The organism is Carnobacterium alterfunditum DSM 5972 (genome assembly GCF_000744115.1).
Taxonomy (GTDB): domain Bacteria; phylum Bacillota; class Bacilli; order Lactobacillales; family Carnobacteriaceae; genus Carnobacterium_B; species Carnobacterium_B alterfunditum.
In genome coordinates this window covers 846,414-864,117 of sequence record NZ_JQLG01000004.1, presented here as the reverse complement: position 1 = coordinate 864,117, position 17,704 = coordinate 846,414, and the positions used below count along the sequence as shown (strand labels likewise).

Annotated in this window: 16 protein-coding genes; 10 read left to right on the top strand and 6 right to left on the bottom strand. The window is 35.9% G+C overall.

The window, feature by feature from the left end:
* Nucleotides 1-105: 105 nt before the first annotated feature.
* The 4 genes from BR50_RS04500 to BR50_RS04485 all read left to right on the top strand — a co-directional run bounded on the left by BR50_RS04500 (nt 106) and on the right by BR50_RS04485 (nt 5,963).
* Nucleotides 106-1,758 (top strand): DUF2075 domain-containing protein, encoded by a 1,653-nt coding sequence (locus BR50_RS04500; RefSeq protein WP_034546672.1) that lies wholly within the window; start codon nt 106-108, stop codon nt 1,756-1,758.
* Between the two features lie 444 nt (nt 1,759-2,202).
* On the top strand, nt 2,203-3,627 hold the full coding sequence (locus BR50_RS04495; protein WP_034546670.1) for a cryptochrome/photolyase family protein: 1,425 nt from the start codon (nt 2,203-2,205) through the stop codon (nt 3,625-3,627).
* Nucleotides 3,628-3,942: 315 nt separating this feature from the next.
* Entirely contained in the window at nt 3,943-4,491 is a 549-nt protein-coding gene (locus BR50_RS04490) for a YtxH domain-containing protein (protein ID WP_034546669.1), read from the top strand.
* Nucleotides 4,492-4,637: 146 nt separating this feature from the next.
* Nucleotides 4,638-5,963 carry an IS3 family transposase gene (locus BR50_RS04485; protein ID WP_034545653.1) on the top strand — a complete coding sequence of 442 codons (1,326 nt, stop codon included), beginning with the start codon at nt 4,638-4,640 and terminating at the stop codon, nt 5,961-5,963.
* A gap of 104 nt (nt 5,964-6,067) precedes the next feature.
* Here BR50_RS04485 and BR50_RS04480 read toward each other — a convergent pair whose 3' ends face one another.
* Together BR50_RS04480 and BR50_RS04475 are read right to left on the bottom strand one after the other, a co-directional pair.
* Complete coding sequence (locus BR50_RS04480; RefSeq protein ID WP_034546667.1) at nt 6,068-6,979, bottom strand: NADP-dependent oxidoreductase; 912 nt, start codon at nt 6,977-6,979, stop codon at nt 6,068-6,070.
* A gap of 150 nt (nt 6,980-7,129) precedes the next feature.
* Nucleotides 7,130-8,611 carry an aldehyde dehydrogenase family protein gene (locus BR50_RS04475; RefSeq protein WP_034546665.1) on the bottom strand — a complete coding sequence of 494 codons (1,482 nt, stop codon included), beginning with the start codon at nt 8,609-8,611 and terminating at the stop codon, nt 7,130-7,132.
* A gap of 294 nt (nt 8,612-8,905) precedes the next feature.
* Between BR50_RS04475 and BR50_RS04470 the strand changes: the two genes are divergently transcribed.
* The 4 genes from BR50_RS04470 to BR50_RS04455 are packed head-to-tail and all read left to right on the top strand — an operon-like array spanning nt 8,906 to nt 12,534.
* Nucleotides 8,906-9,526 carry a TetR/AcrR family transcriptional regulator gene (locus BR50_RS04470; RefSeq protein WP_034546663.1) on the top strand — a complete coding sequence of 207 codons (621 nt, stop codon included), beginning with the start codon at nt 8,906-8,908 and terminating at the stop codon, nt 9,524-9,526.
* Nucleotides 9,527-9,551: 25 nt separating this feature from the next.
* Nucleotides 9,552-10,406 carry an ABC transporter ATP-binding protein gene (locus BR50_RS04465; RefSeq protein WP_034546661.1) on the top strand — a complete coding sequence of 285 codons (855 nt, stop codon included), beginning with the start codon at nt 9,552-9,554 and terminating at the stop codon, nt 10,404-10,406.
* Nucleotide 10,407: 1 nt separating this feature from the next.
* A complete protein-coding gene (locus BR50_RS04460) occupies nt 10,408-11,520 on the top strand; it encodes an ABC transporter permease (protein WP_034546659.1) in 1,113 nt (370 codons plus the stop codon).
* 12 nt (nt 11,521-11,532) lie between these two features.
* Nucleotides 11,533-12,534 (top strand): ABC transporter permease, encoded by a 1,002-nt coding sequence (locus BR50_RS04455; RefSeq protein WP_034546657.1) that lies wholly within the window; start codon nt 11,533-11,535, stop codon nt 12,532-12,534.
* 222 nt (nt 12,535-12,756) lie between these two features.
* Here the strand turns inward: BR50_RS04455 and BR50_RS04450 are convergent, their stop codons facing one another.
* Nucleotides 12,757-13,326 carry a YdeI/OmpD-associated family protein gene (locus tag BR50_RS04450; RefSeq protein ID WP_034546655.1) on the bottom strand — a complete coding sequence of 190 codons (570 nt, stop codon included), beginning with the start codon at nt 13,324-13,326 and terminating at the stop codon, nt 12,757-12,759.
* Between the two features lie 131 nt (nt 13,327-13,457).
* Complete coding sequence (locus tag BR50_RS04445; protein WP_034546653.1) at nt 13,458-13,871, bottom strand: MerR family transcriptional regulator; 414 nt, start codon at nt 13,869-13,871, stop codon at nt 13,458-13,460.
* 432 nt (nt 13,872-14,303) lie between these two features.
* Here BR50_RS04445 and BR50_RS04440 point away from each other — a divergent pair, with 432 nt between their 5' ends.
* Nucleotides 14,304-15,176, top strand: a complete 873-nt coding sequence (locus tag BR50_RS04440; RefSeq protein ID WP_034546652.1) for an aldo/keto reductase — start codon at nt 14,304-14,306, stop codon at nt 15,174-15,176.
* A gap of 55 nt (nt 15,177-15,231) precedes the next feature.
* A complete protein-coding gene (locus BR50_RS04435) occupies nt 15,232-15,882 on the top strand; it encodes an SDR family oxidoreductase (RefSeq protein ID WP_034546650.1) in 651 nt (216 codons plus the stop codon).
* Between the two features lie 181 nt (nt 15,883-16,063).
* On the opposite strand, the gene BR50_RS04430 is transcribed toward BR50_RS04435, so the two are convergent.
* Both BR50_RS04430 and msrA read right to left on the bottom strand, forming a co-directional pair.
* On the bottom strand, nt 16,064-16,567 hold the full coding sequence (locus BR50_RS04430; protein ID WP_034546648.1) for a hypothetical protein: 504 nt from the start codon (nt 16,565-16,567) through the stop codon (nt 16,064-16,066).
* 68 nt (nt 16,568-16,635) lie between these two features.
* Complete coding sequence (gene msrA, locus BR50_RS04425; protein ID WP_034546646.1) at nt 16,636-17,478, bottom strand: peptide-methionine (S)-S-oxide reductase MsrA; 843 nt, start codon at nt 17,476-17,478, stop codon at nt 16,636-16,638.
* Nucleotides 17,479-17,704 lie beyond the last annotated feature (226 nt).

Genomic DNA, 17,704 nt, shown 5'->3' with positions numbered 1-17,704 from the left:
TTTAAATAACTTATTGTTCTTTATTTATACTACGCAGTTAAAAATTGTGTGATAATATAATACTATTACTAACGTACTTAAAAAGAAAGAATAATAGGTGAGACAATGGGAGATATACTTGAAAGTGAAATATTTTCTTTTAACGAAGAAGGAATTGAAAAAATTCAGCTAGGCGATTTTAAAAATTTCCCAATCGTATACATATTATATAAAAAAAATTCAAATAAACAGATTGCTTATATTGGTCAAACCGTTCATGCAAAAAGAAGAATGCAGGAACATTACAAAAATTCATCTAGAAAACAGTTAGAAGAAATCTTAATTGTTGGGCATAAAAAGTTTAATCAATCGGCTACATATAATATAGAAACAAATTTAATTAATTATTTTATTGCGGATGGCAAATTTAGTTTACAGAATAAAAGCCAAACAGCCAGTAATCGTGTGCATGATTACTACCAAAAGAGCTATTACAATAATGAAATCTTTCAAGAGTTATGGTCGGTATTAAAAGAAGAACAGTTGGTCAACGATGATATTGAAACATTAAAAAATAAAGATGTATTTAAACTATCTCCTTATAAAGAACTTTCAGAAGAGCAATTAGAATTAAAAGAACGGATCATCAATATTTGCGAAAAACATATCAATGATAACACAAAGTTTGTTTATTTTGTTGAAGGAGATGCTGGTACAGGTAAAAGTGTTGTATTGAGTTCAACCTTTAATACATTACAGGACCTTGCAACCGAAAAAGACTCAACATTTTATAAATCTAAAAATTATTTATTGATCAATCATTCAGAAATGAAAAAAACATATGAAAAGATATCTGAAAGCTTACCAAATTTAAAAAAGAAAAACTTTTTAAAGCCAACTTCCTTTATCAATAAAATTGATAAAGGAAGTATTGAAGAAGCAGATATTGTTTTTGTGGATGAAGCACATCTATTGTTATCAAAAGAGGATAATTATAATAACTTTAGTTATGAAAATCAATTAGATGAGATAATTAAAAGAAGCAAAGTTACAGTTGTCGTTTATGATAGTAAACAGGTTTTAAAGATAAAAAGTTATTGGAATGAAGAAAAAATAAAACAAATAAAAAATAATTATCAAAGTGATACATTTGAACTTACAACGCAGTTTAGGATACAAGCGGATGATGAAATAATTGATTGGATGGATGCTTTTGTCAATAAGAAGATTCTTCCTATCCCTGAAATCAAAAATACCAGTGATTCTTCCTTTGAATTGAAGTTCTTTAGTGATGCAGAAGAGATGTATCAAGCTATTCAGCAAAAAAGTAAAGAAGTAGGACTCTCAAGGATAGTCTCTACATTTGACTATATCCATAAAAAAGATGGGGAAGATTACTTTATAGAAGAAGGTACTTTTAGGTTACCATGGAATAGAACAGGCTACAAAGATACGTGGGCTGAACACAAAGATACGATCAATGAAGTTGGATCAATTTATACAATTCAAGGATTTGATTTGAACTATGTAGGAGTGATACTAGGCCCATCAATTTCTTATGATGAAAAAACAGGCAGATTAAAAATTGACACATCAAAATATAAGGACACAGAAGCTTTTAGAAAAAGAGCTGATTTAGAACTTCATGAATTTGAAAAAGTGAAAGAAGAAATCATTTTAAATTCGATTAATGTATTGATGAAACGTGGTGTCCATGGATTATATATGTATGCTAGTGATGACAAGTTAAATAAAAGACTTAATGAGTTAATAGTATAATATTCAATAAAAAAGGAGGGGTGACATAATGCAACCCTCCTTTTTGCATCGAATATATTTTGATAACGATCTTTGCTAAAAAAGCTATGGATCTAGACAAGGTTGATGATCCATAGCTAAAGGAGTTTTTTTGATGGGAAACAACTTTTAGGAATTTTAATTTCAAGTAGTTTATCTGTTCCAAGTATTTATTTCATCAAAAAAAGCCCTTTAAGGAGGATAACTTTTTTATTTAAGATAGGACGTTTATCTGATGTTTTTTTCGTTTATCATCTAGAATAACTTTTAAAGCCCGTTTCTTAGCTTTTGATTTTATTAAGTGAGTATGATAGATTTGACTATCATTTTTCAGAAGTAATGGATTTAAGTTAGTTATTAAGTAAACTTACTATGAGAACGTACAGATTTTAGAACAATTGATTTTAATCATTTGGGGGAGATAAATTGGTAGCAGTCATGTGGTTTAGAAGAGATTTGAGAGTGGAAGATAATACTGCACTTAAACATGCATTAGAGGAAGCTGATTCATTGATTTTATTATTTCATGTTAACTCAGAACAATTGTTAAATGAGACCTCTAAAAATGAGGCTGCTTTTTTTAAAAGTGTAGAAACATTTAGAAAAACACTAGACGATCGTGGCGCGACACTTCATTTGTCATTTGGGAATCTAACAGATTGTTTCACGAAACTAAAGAAAAAATTTCCAGAGTGGACGGATATATATGTAAATAGGGACGAAAATGGTTATGGATTGAAACGAGATATACTGGCGGATAGTATTTTATATGACCTTGGTATTAGGACCCATGCTTTTCATGATCATTATCTCCATTCGGCTCATGAAGTAAAAACAAATACCCAGACTTCTTACAAGGTTTTTACACCTTACTTTAATAAATGGAAAGAGTATTCTAAACCAAGTATGATCAAGGTCGAGTTTGATGAAAAGAAAATAGTTACTAGTTCTTTATTCAAAGAAGACAAGTTAAGGTTCGAATCGTTTATAGAAAAACACCCTCGTATGACAACTATTCAAACTGGGAGTGTTGCTGCGAAAGAATGTTTAGATACATTCGTAGAAAATAACTTACAGAAATATGATGAAGCAAGAGATTATCCATCTCAAGATGCAACAAGCCATTTGTCTCACTATTTAAGAACAGGTGAAATTTCAATTCGAACCGTTTACGATCGTGTTAGCCAGGCTGAAGGTTTTCAAGGCAAAGAAACATTTATAAAAGAACTCGCGTGGAGAGACTTTTATAATATGATTTATACTTCTTATCCTAATCAAAAAAATGAAGCGATCAACCCTGAGTTTGATTATATTTCATGGGACAATAATGAAGAGGCTTTTGATCGCTGGAAAGAAGGTGAAACGGGTTTCCCGATTGTTGATGCGACTATGAGGCAATTGAAAGAAACCGGTTGGATCCATAATCGCTTACGTATGATAACAGCTTCTTTTCTAACGAAAGACTTATTGATCGATTGGAGATGGGGGGAACGTCATTTTCAAGAGCATCTTATTGATTATGACAGTGCTAATAACATTGGCGGTTGGCAGTGGGCGTCCTCGACTGGCGCTGATAGCGCTCCTTATTTTAGGGTTTTTAATCCTACTACACAGTCAGAACGCTTTGATAAAGATGGTTTGTATATAAAACAATACGTTCCTGAACTACGTGAAATCAACAATAAAAAAATACATGACCCTTCAAAGCTATCAGTTGCTGAACAGGACAGTTTTGGTGTGATCATTGGTAAAGATTACCCAGCGCCTATTGTTTCGCATAAAGATAGACGGAAAATGGCAATTGAATTATATGAACTAAGTAAAGAAGTCTATCGATCAAAAGCTAAATAAGCAGCGTTGAATGCTTTTTTTATCATGTGAAAAGAAAATAAAAAAATTTCTAAAAAAGACAGATTCATTTCTGTTCTGACTAGAAATTTTTTTGATTTATTTTTTTAAAAACAGGTTCAGTTCTATAAAATAAATTTAACACAGAAAGTTATCAATAGATGACTTTGCATAATCAATCGAATGCATCGTTTTCTTCTATTTTTAATGCCTTTTGTTTTGGACAATGCCTTTTGTGTTATATGATGTTTATAGAAATACTTATACGATAAGTAGATGAAAGATAGGGAAATAAAGATTGAAAGGAGCACGAATAAGATGAAAGCATCAAAATTAATCAATATGAGTAAAGAACAGGCACATGACGCGTTCGATGTGGCTAAAGATTATTTTCCAGGGACACATGAGTTGGCTAAATCGAAGAAGAAGACTGATGAGAAGCTCGCAAAGGTAGTCACTAATGCAATGCCAGAAAAAATGAAACGAATGAGACTAGCGAAATTAATTGTTTTACCTATAGCAGGTGCGTTAGCTGGATTATTGTTTGCACCGAAGTCTGGGAAAGAATTACGGACAGACATAAAAGATAAGTTCACTGAAGCAAAAGATACTGGTATGGAAAAAGGTCACGACCTGAAAGAAAAGGGCGTAGAAAAAGCCCAAGACTTGAAAGAAGACTACATGGACAAAGCTGATACGGAACATGAAGCTGATTATTCCTATGAACCAGAATCAGAGCACGGAAATGTCCATGGTACACCGGCAGAACCAACTGAAGATCAAACTATTCCGGCTGATAAGTTGGCTGAAACATTAGATGATTTAGGTTATGATTCTGAAGAAGAATTATTAGAAGAAGAAAAATAATGAAATTAAAAAAGACCATCCCTTTCTAAAATGGACCCTATAGAATGGACACCAAAAAAAGGTGCTCTCTATAGGGTCTATTTTTGTATACTGATATAAAGAAGAATAGGTTAATACTTGCACTTCGTGCAGAAAGGAGCGGATAAATGTCAAAATTAACATTTACACCAGAACAAATTCAAATTTTAAAAGCAAACCCATACGTTAAAAATGTATCGGAGAAAAGTATTACTTATTCCGATGAGTTTAAACGCTACTTTGTTTCAGAATCATTGGGTTCAAAAACGGCTAAGCAACTATTTATTGAAGCTGGATTTGATCCGGAAATGATTGGTAAAAGTAGGATAAGATCATTCGCTGGTAAATGGCGAAAAAGATACCGTGATAATGGTGTTTTGGCATTGAAAGATACACGACAAGATTGTTCAGGCAGACCTCGAAAAACACCATTAACACTTGAACAACAAATTGAAAAGTTACAGGCCAAAATCCTATTATTAGGACAAGAAAATGACTTGTTAAAAAAATCAGAATGGAGCGAAAGGAGGCCAGAAAACAGCGAAAAGATTAGCAGAATCTTTTCAAGGATCCATGAAATGAAAACCAAGGGTTCCTATACAGGAACCCTCATAGATGCCTGTAAAGCGTTGGGTGTTTCTCGTTCAGGTTACTACAATTATGTTAAAAGTTTAGACAGTAGAAATGCACGTGATGAGGAAGATCAAGTCTGGAGAACTCAAATTGAAGAAGCTTATAACTACCGTGGTTACGAGAAAGGTTCTCGAAGTATCGTAATGTACTTCCTAAACGTTCTGGGCATTACCGTCAATCGTAAAAAAGTACAGCGCCTGATGAGGAAATTTAATATCTTCTGTCCTATTCGTAAAGCAAACCCCTATAAAAGAATGGCAAAAGCCACCAAAGAACACAGCACTGTTGAGAACAAGTTGAAACGTCAGTTTGATCAAGGAATAGCCCATAAAGTTTTATTAACAGATATCACTTATTTACCTGGAACCGGCGGGTTTATAGGTTATTTATCAACTGTAAAAGATGGAACAACGAAAGAAATTCTAGCTCACTATGTGTCTGACAGTTTAAAACTTGATCTTTCATTAACAACGGTTGATTTATTAATGAGTGCCCATAGCACAACGCTACATAAAGATGCCTTTATCCATTCAGATCAGGGAGTCCATTACACCAGCCCTAAATTCCATAAGAAATTGGCTGATAATCAGTTAGGGCAATCCATGTCCAGAAGAGGGAACTGTTGGGATAACGCTCCACAAGAGTCGTTCTTTGGACATTTGAAAGATGAAATAGAGTATAAAGATTGTGGGAATTTGGAAGAACTTCGAGCAATTGTGACTGATTATATGGACTATTACAACAATGAACGTGGACAATGGAATCTGAAAAAACTGCCCCCTGTTCATTACAGGGAGCAGCTTTTATTGAGTGTTTCATGAGGTCTCTTTTTTAAAATGTCCTTGACACAGGGTCCATTTCATTCTGTCATATAATAATGACAAAAAAGGATGGTTCTTTTTTTAAAATGGGCTATAAAAATTAGTTAGTTTACTTTGATCACGATTTTCCCTCTAGTATGGCCGGTCTCAATCTGCTCATGTGCCTTTCGAAGGTCTTCTTGTGTGAAGGTATATGTTTGAGTGACTATCGGTTTAATGGCTTCATAAGCTAGTAATTGGGCTAATTTTTGCAAACGTTCACCAGTAGGAGCCATACTAAAATAAGTCCCAGTGATGCCCAGAGAAGCAGCTTTTTCTTGGTCAGGTTCTTGAACTAAAGAAATCAAGCGGCCGCCCTTTTTGAGCACAGAAAAACTTTTTTCTTGTGTTTTTCCGCCAATTGGGTCGAGGACTAAGTCAAAATCAGTTAGTACGTGTTCAAAATCTTCATTTCTATAATCAATAAAACGGTCTACACCTAAAGAAGTTAAAAATTCTTGGTTTTTTTCACTCGCAGTTGCTGCTACATAGGCATTGAAGTGTTTGGAAATCTGAATCGCTAATGATCCCACTCCGCCTGCGCCTGCATGGATCAAAACTTTTTCTCCAGCTTGTAATTGTCCTTGCTCCACTAAAGCTTCCCAGGCGGTTTGGCCGGTCAAAGGAATAGAAGCAGCCTCTTCAAATGAAAGATTGTCGGGGATTTTTGCTGTAACTTCAGCTCGTGCTTTAGTGAATTCAGCATAGGTCCTAGCCGCGTTTGCAAAAACACGATCACCAGGTTTTAAATCGGTCACCTTTGCGCCGACTTCGCTGATAATTCCTGCGACATCTCCGCCAAGAACAAGAGGCAACTTGCCGCCCATTTTCCCACTGCGTCTTTTCCAATCTATGGCATTGATAGAAAAGGCATGGACTTCAATCAGTACTTGATGCTCCTTGATCGAAGGTTTAGCCATTTCTACCTCCTTTAATTGCTCGGCTGAACCAAATGCTTCAATTGCGATTGCTTTCATACAAAAATTCCTCCCTCGTTGTGTGTAAGTTACTGCAACTGTAGCATTACGAAAGACCGTCCGCAACTAATCGAATCGTTACTGTTTAAATACAATAAAACACTTGAAGACCCAGACTATCGGAATCTTCAAGTGTTTTTCAGTTGTCTATTAGTACATTCCTTGACGGCCTTCGTTTAAATTTAGATAAATATTTTTGGTTTGGGTATAAGCGTTGAGAATCATTTTATGCGTCTCGCGACCGATACCTGAATTCTTGTAACCGCCAAATGGTGCCCCAGCCTCAAAACTGGCATAAGTATTTACCCATACGCGACCGGTACGAATGCCGCGAGCTACTTTGAATGCAGTATTCAAGTTAGTTGTCCAAACACCGCCTGCTAACCCATATTCGTTATTGTTAGCCATCGCGATGACATCATCGGCGTCTTTAAATTTAATAACTGCCCCAACTGGGCCGAAGATTTCTTCTTGTGCTACGCGCATGTCATTTGTTACTTCAAGTAGTGTAGGTTTGTAGAATGCTCCTTGTGACAAGTCACCCTCATCATAACGGCTTCCTCCGGTGATCACTTTAGCGCCTTCTTCTTTTCCAATTGTGACATACTTTTCAATGGTTTTGATTTGATTTTCGTTGACTTGAGCACCCATCATCGTATGTTCTTCCCAAGGCATGCCGACTTTAACTTTAGCAAACTCCTCTTTCAAGCGTTCCATGAATTCATCATAGACAGACTCTTGCACAAAAATACGAGAACCGGCAGAGCAGACTTGTCCTTGATTGAACAAAATGCCTAACTGCACACCTTCAAGCGCTTGATCCATATCCATGTCATCAAAGAAGATATTAGCTGATTTACCACCTAATTCCAAAGTAGCAGGGATCAGATTTTCTGCTGCTGAAATTCCGATTTGACGTCCTACCTCAGTTGAACCGGTAAAGGCCAGTTTGTCTAAGCCTTTATGGTGTTGCAAATATTCTCCTGTATCAGAACCACTTCCAGTAATGATGTTTATCACTCCTGGTGGTAAAACATCTTTAAAGATTTTTCCTAGTTCTAACACACTTAGAGAAGTAGTAGAGGAAGGTTTAATGACCGATGTATCACCCGCTGCGATTACTGGAGCAAGCTTCCAAGCCGCCATTAGGAATGGGAAGTTCCATGGAACAATTTGTCCGATGACCCCAAGTGGCTCGCGTATAATGATTGACATCGTATTATCGTTGATCATTTTGACAGTGTCTTCTTCACTACGGATAACGCCAGCAAAATAACGGAAATGATCAATGGCTAAAGGAATGTCTGCCCCAGCCGTTTCCCGGATTGGTTTCCCGTTGTCTAGTGTTTCGATCATAGCAAAGCGATCAGCTTCTGCTTCGATCCGATCGGCAATCTCAAGGAGTAATGCAGAACGTTCTTTAACAGAAGTGTGAGACCAGGTTTTAAATGCTTCCTGAGCTGCTGCAACTGCAGCATCAACATCTTCATTAGTAGCATTTACAATATCTGCCAATTTTTCTCCATTAGCTGGATTATAGGCAGTTATTTTTTTATCTCCGGTACCAGAAGTCCATTCTCCATTAATCAAAAGTTGATAGTGTGAATTTAATTGTACATCTTTCATTGTCATTGCTGTCTTCCTTTCTCAAAGTATATTTATAATCAAAATCTAGTCACAGTGTAACATGAAACGCTTACTTTTTAGTTGAAGAAGTCCTGAGGCCACAAAAAAACTTATCTTGATTGAAGAATATGATGCAGATCCAGTTCATAAAAAAAGAGGTGGGTAGTTGCCTTTAAACTACAAATTTTTTAACTTTATGTGCTCTAGTTAGTGAAATATTTTGACCAATTTAGTCAAAATAAGTTATAATCGAATTGACCGAAGTAGTCAAAAAATGATTATCAAAGAAGGGATAAAGAAATGGAAGAATTATTAATAAATGTAGACCCTGAAAAAAAGGAACGAATCATTAACAGTGCGATGAAAGAATTTAGTGTAAATACATTCCAAAAAGCTTCAACGAATACGATCGTCGAAGATGCAGCTATATCTAAGGGGCTATTGTTTCATTATTTTGGCAATAAAGAAAAATTATATAACTACTTAGAATATTTTGTGATCAAAGTCATTATGGAAAGTATCATTGAGGGATTAGATTGGGAGCAAAAAGATATCATCTTACGATTAAAAGAAATAGCATTGATCAAACTTAAAGTATTTCAAAAATATCCCTATCTAACCGACTTTTCCCTGATCGTATTTAAAGAGAAAACAGCTGATGAAATCATGCGTATAAACCCTGATTTTCCGTTAGAACTTTATAGTGAAATCTATACCAAAAATGTTGATTATGCTCTTTTTAAAGAAGATGTAGATGTGAAAAAAGCAATCGATATCATCAGATGGACCTTAGAAAAATATAGCGATGAAGTTAGACTAGAAATACAAAAAGGCCAGAGGGAATTTGATTATCGGTTCATTGAAAAAGAATTTTTAAGTTATATAACTATCCTTAAGTCGAGCTTCTACAAATCAAACTAATCTTTTAATGAGAGGACTGTTTTCTATGATCAGTGTTAAAAATTTATATCATTCATACAATAATGACGGCAAGTATCAAGTGAAAGATGTTAGTTTTGAAGTTGCAAAAGGTGAGGTGTTTGGCTTTTTAGGGCCCTCAGGTGCAGGTAAATCAACGACGCAAAATATCCTGACGGGTCTTTTAGAGTTGCAAAAGGGCGAGGTGTCTGTTGCGGGTTACGATATAAAGGATCCTTCAAAAGATTGCTTTAACAAAATAGGTATGAGTTTTGAACAGTCAAATGTCTATAGCAAATTAACCGCTAAAGAAAATCTGGCATTTTATGGGAAGTTATTCGATGTTCCCACAATCGATCCAATGACGCTTTTGAAGCTTGTGGGGTTAGAAGGAAAAGAAAATGTTAAGGCGGGAGAATTTTCAAAGGGAATGAAACACAGACTTACATTTGCACGCTCTATGATAAATAATCCTGATCTTTGGTTTTTAGATGAACCTACTACGGGTCTTGATCCAGCAATTGCTGCAGATATTAAAGATATCATCAAGCAAAAAAATGAAGAAGGCGTTACGATATTTTTAACGACCCATAATATGTTTATTGCCGATGAACTTTGCGACCGAGTAGCGTTTATTGTTGACGGAGAAATCAAGTTGATCGATTCTCCAAAAAACCTTAAATTGCAATATGGCGCTAAGTTAGTAGATATAGAGTATTTAGAAAAAGGAAAGGTAATCAAAGAAACGTTGTCTACCGTGCTTACAGAAGACAAAAAGTTGCTTCAGAAAATTATTGAAAACCATGAAATACAAACGATGCATACAAAGGAAGCAACACTAGAAGAAATCTTTATCAAGGTCACTGGAAGGGGGCTTATTTAAGATGAAACTCTTTTCAAGCTTTATAAAGGAGTTGAAAATAGCCTCTAGAGGTTTTTACTTTTACATTGAATTATTTATGGCTGTTTTAATAGTAGTAATCTTCCTATTTGCAGTTCCGGATAATTTTAATAATAAAGCATCAGAATACCTCTACTTAGATATGCCAAATCAAGCAAGTGAGGTCTATTTAAAAGCAATAGCCGCTGAAGATTTAGATGGCAAGTCTGAAGCTGTAAAAATAGAGGTTGATAAAAAAGAAAAGCAGGCTTCTTTATACACCACAGAAGACAAAGAAATTTATCTATTGAACAGCCGAGAAGACGCTGAGTATCTGGCAGATAAAGAAAGAAAAGTGGCTGCGGTGATTACAATGGATAGCGAACAAAAGTTAACGTATCAATACTACTTGCAAGGCTATGAATCAGATAAATTTAAAAATTTGTTGAAAATACTCCATGTCGAATCAAGTGAAACGCTAGAAACAACTATGGACAGCCAGGATGTCAGACCCCTTTCTACGACATCTGCATTGTCTCTGTCAGATAAAGAAAATATGATGCCGTCAGTCTTAGTATTTAACGGAGCTCTTATGGGGTTGTTTATTATAGCGGCTTATATCTTTTTGGATAAACAAGAAGGGGTCATAAAAGCTTACGCGCTGACACCATCTCCTGTCTGGCACTATTTATTGAGCAAAATAGGCGTGATCATGGTGACTAGTATCGTATCAAGCTTTATTGTTCTTCTTCCGATCATGAGGTTTAAACCAGACTATTTATTATTATTAGCCCTATTAATTAGTACAGCTTTCTTTTCATCCTCACTTGGATTGTTGATAGCTAGTTTCTATAGGAATATTATGGAAGCATTTGGAGCTATTTATGTCTTTATGATGCTCATGATTATCCCGAATATCGCGTATCTTATCCCAAGTTGGAGTCCAAGTTTTATAAAATTGATCCCATCTTATCAAATGCTAGAAGGATTCAAGTCAGTCCTCCTTGGGAATAATGATTGGGCATATGTTTTAACCATATCAGGGGGCTTTTTAATTGCTGGATCTATTTTATTCATGCTTTCAAATAGCAGATACAAAAAAACACTTTTAAGGTAAGGAGGATCAAGTATGCTAAATAAAATATGGATCATTTTCAAGCGGGACTTAAAAGTAAATTCAAAAGATTTCATTTCTCTTTATATACTGGTGGTTCCCATCTTATTCGCGGTATTGATCAATGTTTTTTCACCAGGGATAAATGATACGACTGTTGATCTGGCTTTAATAAAAGGAGGAAATACGGTCCAAGTAGAATATTTAGAGCAATTTGCTAAGATAGAACTGTTCGAAAATACAGCTGAAATAAAGGACAGAGTTGAAAAGAGAGATGCTATTATCGGTATCATTCCTGAAAATGATGGCTACTATTTAATGACACAAGGAGATGAACCGGAAGGTGTCGTTGAATACGCAAAATTATTGACCAGCTTTTATGAACTAGATATGAATGTAGAAGATTCAACTAGCGAAATCATTGAGTTTGGACGAACGGTTCCGCCTCTCAAGAAGATACTGGTGAATATTTCGATACTCTTTATATCGATACTTGCTGGAATGTTGATTGCTCTAAATATCGTTGAGGAGAAAGTAGAAAACACCTTAAGTGCAATCAATGTAACACCAACAAGTAGATCAACCTTTATTTTAGGTAAGAGTGTTATAGGTGTTATTTTTACACTGTTCGGATCAATTGCGTTAATTATGCTTACCGGATTTAGCGAAATAAATCTAGTGCAATTACTACTTATTTTATTGGTAACTAGTTTACTCAGTATCATTGTAGGGTTTATCCAAGGGGTTACAAATAAAGATATTATGAGTGCCGCTGGCAGTATCAAACTCTTATTTTTGCCTTTGATTGCAGGTGTACTAGCAATTGAGATGCTAGGAGATAAATGGCAAAAATTCTTTTATTGGAATCCCTTCTATTGGGCCTATAAAGGGAATGATATTATCTTGTCTCAAACGGGAACTTGGGGACAAATCTTTATGTACGCTGGAATTGTTTTACTTCTAAGCAGTATTATCTATCTTTTATTAGCACCAAAAATAAGAAAAGGGTTGAAATGAAATTTAAATTGCTGTCCTTCTGATGACTATTTATCAGGGTGATAAAACAGAAAAAATTTGCGTGTGAAAAAGCCTTGATATATATAATATCAAAGCTTTTTTTGTAATCAAATAGAAAAGAGTGCGTCCTCTTTTCACATTTATTGAGTAACTAGAGAGGCTTCTAAGTAAATTTCACATACAAGATTTTGTCGTTGTATTCTAATAACTAGGTGGATATCATCAATAATCGAGTAGGCGCCCATTATCATTCCATTGGCCATACATTTTATTTTGTTTTGTATTTTTAATGAACTTGTCCAATCGTTTATTGAAAATAGCAGGGTCATGTTTATAACCTTGTATTGCCTCCACTCTGATCCTTTTATACAGGTCAGGAAAGTTAATGAAGTTTTGGTATAACTGGTCATCTTCTTTCAAACGATTTTCAATAACTTGATCGATAGAAAAAGACTCAGGCTGCATATCGGGAAGAACTTTCAGGCCGCTGTCTTTCATCAAACCCAATTTAGCTAATCTTCTTGCTCTTTCTTTATTTAATTCTGTCCAGTTACTTTTTTTCTTTCTCGGGGAGATTCGTTGCGCTAATTCGGTATCAGATATCTTTTTCCTGATGCCATCGATCCAACCAAAACACAATGCTTCCTCAACAATGTCTAAGTACTGAACAAGATAGGTTCCAGCAGCCCTATTGATGATCACCCAACAAAAATTTTCTGTTGCTGAATGTATCTCAAGCCAATCTCTTAAATCTTGTCTAGTCTTAATTCTAAGCACATTTTCGATCTCCATTTTTGAACAGATCCTTTCAAGCTTGATAGAATAGTTGCTAGGATTGAGCAATGGTCAATAAGATAGAGGAATTCAGAAATAATTGCTCAACTAATTAACCTTTTCTAGTCGAATGGTTTGAAATAGATTTTCTAGTGATGGGGAACCTCTATTTTTTTAGTCTGGTGAACATCTTCTGTACCGGCCTCAAGGGCTGTTTTGTAATAATAGCACTTATGTTCGAGAAGCTCCATAGCTTGCTCCAAGTCTTTGATCTGTGCTGCTACTATAGCTTTGCGTTCTAAGAACATATCGTATCTTTCTTGCAGCGTAGAGTCTCCCATAGAGCACCAATCAATAAAATGTTTGATCTCTTTTATAGGCATACTGGTAGATTTTAGACATTCAATTATTTTTAAGGCTTCGACATCGGAGTCTCTAAATTGTCTAGTTCCACTTGGTGTGCGTTTGACAAAAGGTATTAACCCCTCTTTATCGTAGTAACGTAAGGTATACGTGGTAAGATTTAATTTTTTTGCTACTTCGCTGATTGAATAGGTATCCATCAATTTTCTTCCTTTCTAGAAAACTAAACTTTGAGCTAACTCTAATAGAGTAGGCCCAAAGTTTAGCACGATTATCTTGATGCGTCAAAGCAGTACTCTTGTGTGACAACTTCACTTTATTTAAAATCAACCGGTTAAATAGTCGTGCACTCGTTTAGATAAATGCGTGTATTTCGCTAAAATTAAAAGAAAACGAAGCAAATTACTTGACCTAGAGTTAACTCTAAGGTTTAAGATGTTGTATATGGAGAAGGGGAGGTTTAAAAAAGGGATCAAGTTCCGATTTAGTTTATCAGCTTCTTCACTTCACCTATTACAAAATACCGGAGCTAGTTAAAAGTACAACACTTGCTCCTAGATTTGGCACCATTGAAGACAAAAAAGGACAATATAACGACGTATTAATAAAACTAAACGAGAGAAGGCAATAAAATGGTATTAAATGAAACTTATACATTATCAAATGGCGTTAAGATCCCTAAATTAGGTTTAGGAACATGGATGATCAACAATAAGGCCGTTGTTCAAGTTGTAAAGGATGCTCTTGATTTAGGTTACCGTCATATCGATACGGCTGAAGCATACCGCAATGAAAAAGGTGTAGGTCTTGGTATCAAAGAGTCAGGTGTTGACCGTGAAGATATTTTTGTCACTACAAAGCTTGGAGGCAATATCAAAAACTACGATGAAGCTGTCAAAGCAATCGCTGGATCGCTTAAAAGCTTGGATATGGATTATATCGACTTAATGATCATTCATAGTCCACAGCCATGGGAGAACTTCCGTGATGGCAACCATTACTTTGAAGGTAATCTAGCAGCATGGCGTGCTTTAGAAGAAGCTTATGAAGCGGGTAAAATACGCGCAATCGGGGTTTCTAACTTTGAAAAAGAGGATCTGGAAAACTTAATAAATAATGGGAAAGTCAAACCAATGGTGAACCAAATTCTCGCACACATTACAAATGTTCCTACCGATATAATCGAGTACAGTCAAAGCCATGATATTGTTGTCGAAGCTTACTCACCGATCGCTCATGGTGCTATTCTTGATCATCCGGTGGTTAAGGAAATAGCTGAAAAATATAAGGCTTCGCCTGCACAATTAAGTATTCGCTATGTCCTACAATTAGGCACTGTTGCTTTACCTAAATCGACTAATAAAGATCATATGAAATCGAACGCTGCAGTCGATTTTACGATCTCTGAGGAAGATATGAAGGCTTTAAATGAGTTGCCGCTTATCGAAACGTATGGTGATGATGAAGCTATGCCAGTGTTTAAATCACAACACAACAAAAAATAAGAGATATTAGGTATACTTGCTTAAATTCGTATCATTTATCGAAAGGAGTTTTCAAATGAAAGTATTAGTTATAGGTGCCAATGGGAAAGTAGCTCGTCATTTTGCTGATTTTATTAAAGAGGATCCTTCTATTGAAGAACGTGCAATGATCCGAAGTGCTGAACAAGCTAGTTTTTTCGAAGAACGAGGGATCGAAACAGTTCTCTTAGATCTTGTCAATAATTCAGTAGCTGAATTGGCTGAAGCCATGAAAGATGTCGACGCGGTGATCTTCAGTGCTGGAGCCGGTGGAAGTGGGTTAGATAAAACTGTTTTGATCGACTTAGATGGAGCTATCAAAGCAATGACTGCTGCAGAACAAGCTGGTGTTAACCGTTTTGTCATGGTCAGCACTTTCCGTACAGGCCGTGAAGCAATGGCTCAAAAACAGGATTTGCAAATTTATACGATCGCAAAAAATTATGCTGATGAATGGTTGAAGAATCGTACCAAACTCGATTGGACAATCGTGCATCCTGGTATATTAGTTGATGAACCTGGTACCAATCAAATAAAAGTTGGTATGGGACAGGAAATCAATAAAATTCCACGTCAAGATGTGGCTCAGGCGTTGGTTTCGGTACTCCATAATGACAACACGATCAAGCAAGAATTTGAAGTTCTGGCTGGTAATACAGCTGTTGAAGAAGCTATCAGCAAGTTGTGATCATTCTAGAAATAAAAAACACGATTCGGGCAACAGCAAAATTATAATTAAGTGTTGCACGGCTGAAAGAGCTTAGGAAATACAGATTAGGATCAGAAAAAAGTTAAACGAAAGACCTCAAAAGGCAGACTTTTAACAGTTTGCCTTTTGAGGTCTTTTTCTATTATCTGATTTTTTAGAGTTAGATTTTTCTACTATCATATGCCCAATGAAGAAGAGTTTGTCTTTGTTTTTTTCTACAGCTCTGGTCTTTTTTCTCGCAGTTTTTTTTGATAGCTCCAGCATGTCTTTTTATGGCTTTCCATCTTTTAATTTGGATCTGATCTTCTTCAGGCAATCGGCGGCCATAGTAATAACGACAATACCATTGGAACCAGCCTCGAGGATCGCCCAAATGGATCCAGCCTTTTTCTTGCCACGCCTTCAAAGACAATGAAGCATCGACTTGATAATAGTTTAAAGAAATATCTTTCTTTTCAGGAGATAATTTAGCATGTTCAAACCAATCACTCGGAAATTCATCCGTACAATCAGTCATGTATTTTCCGCCGAAAATACCCATTTCCAAGAGTTCCTTGGGGGACAGTTCAGGTTTAAATTCAGGATCGAAGTTTTCACCCGGTTCTTGGGTCAATTCATATTCCCCTTTTTGCATCTTATCATTGATCTTGACTATTTTATTCATAGTAGCGTCCTTTCTTTTGATAGGATAAGCAGAATGTTCAAAAAGAGAAACAGCTGCTTACCACTTAACTATCCTTGTTTCTTAGTAAATCGGCTGAGTTCGGTCCGGAGTTTACTTTGCAAGCGTTGGAAGGTCAAAAATTGTTGACGCGCTCGTTCGATTCTTTTGTATCTCGTAAGATTTTTTTTATAGAATTGCTGGTGATAATTTTCAGCCGGCCAAAATACGGTGGCTGGTTCAATTGATGTGACAATCGGTTGCTTGTATTTGCCAGAATCCGCTAATTGCTGTTTTGATTTTTCAGCAATCTGTTGTTGGTGCTTATCTTTAACAAAAATAACAGGGCGGTACTGGCTGCCTCGGTCTTGAAATTGACCAAATTCATCTGTTGGATCCGTCAGCTGCCAGTAAAGTTTTACCAGATCGGCGTATTGTATGATCCGCGTATCAAAAATAATCTCGACCGCTTCGACATGGCCGGTATACTTGCCGCTCACCTGGTCATAAGTGGGATGAGCCACATGCCCTCCGGTGTAGCCAGATAAGACTGAAACGATTCCATCAAGGGTTTCAAAAGGTTCTACCATACACCAGAAACAACCACCCGCAAATATCGCGGAATCTTGATAGGTAAGATCATCTATAGCGTGCTTCGTGAAATCAAATGAAACGTCAGCAGCTGCATGACCGGTCATATGGTTATAAAAATCGGCTACATTGGGAGTTAAATTATTTCTTAAGGCGAGTGGACGTAAATCAGCCTCAAGTTTTGCAAGCTGTTCGTCAAAATTTGCTCCGTTTTCTAAGGCATTCTTGATCGAAGATAACAATGACCGTTCCCATTCACGAGTCGCTGGATCAAGGATCAGATTATATAAACTGTTGAGCGTTTCTTCGTCATTCTGTCTCATATCGAAGACCCTCCATAGGCATATTTTTAAGAACAATTCTCTTTTCTATTATACCTCAGCTAACAGTACTAAAGAACTGTTGAAACGTTATTTTAAATATTAAAAGTTAGAATGGCATGATTCTAACTAAACCTGTCCTTATGATCCTAGCTTCATAGAAATCAAGATATTGTAACCCTGATTTTAATGCTGCTGAAAATATGTTATATTAAAAAAAACTGAATAA

Coding starts and splice junctions, on each gene's coding strand:
- BR50_RS04500 (WP_034546672.1), top strand. CDS start 106: ATGGGAGATATACTTGAAAGTGAAATATTTTCTTTTAACGAAGAAGGA.
- BR50_RS04470 (WP_034546663.1), top strand. CDS start 8,906: ATGGAAGAATTATTAATAAATGTAGACCCTGAAAAAAAGGAACGAATC.
- BR50_RS04480 (WP_034546667.1), bottom strand. CDS start 6,979: ATGAAAGCAATCGCAATTGAAGCATTTGGTTCAGCCGAGCAATTAAAG.
- BR50_RS04465 (WP_034546661.1), top strand. CDS start 9,552: ATGATCAGTGTTAAAAATTTATATCATTCATACAATAATGACGGCAAG.
- BR50_RS04440 (WP_034546652.1), top strand. CDS start 14,304: ATGGTATTAAATGAAACTTATACATTATCAAATGGCGTTAAGATCCCT.
- BR50_RS04455 (WP_034546657.1), top strand. CDS start 11,533: ATGCTAAATAAAATATGGATCATTTTCAAGCGGGACTTAAAAGTAAAT.
- msrA (WP_034546646.1), bottom strand. CDS start 17,478: ATGAGACAGAATGACGAAGAAACGCTCAACAGTTTATATAATCTGATC.
- BR50_RS04460 (WP_034546659.1), top strand. CDS start 10,408: ATGAAACTCTTTTCAAGCTTTATAAAGGAGTTGAAAATAGCCTCTAGA.
- BR50_RS04450 (WP_034546655.1), bottom strand. CDS start 13,326: ATGGAGATCGAAAATGTGCTTAGAATTAAGACTAGACAAGATTTAAGA.
- BR50_RS04475 (WP_034546665.1), bottom strand. CDS start 8,611: ATGACAATGAAAGATGTACAATTAAATTCACACTATCAACTTTTGATT.
- BR50_RS04430 (WP_034546648.1), bottom strand. CDS start 16,567: ATGAATAAAATAGTCAAGATCAATGATAAGATGCAAAAAGGGGAATAT.
- BR50_RS04435 (WP_034546650.1), top strand. CDS start 15,232: ATGAAAGTATTAGTTATAGGTGCCAATGGGAAAGTAGCTCGTCATTTT.
- BR50_RS04445 (WP_034546653.1), bottom strand. CDS start 13,871: ATGGATACCTATTCAATCAGCGAAGTAGCAAAAAAATTAAATCTTACC.
- BR50_RS04485 (WP_034545653.1), top strand. CDS start 4,638: ATGTCAAAATTAACATTTACACCAGAACAAATTCAAATTTTAAAAGCA.
- BR50_RS04490 (WP_034546669.1), top strand. CDS start 3,943: ATGAAAGCATCAAAATTAATCAATATGAGTAAAGAACAGGCACATGAC.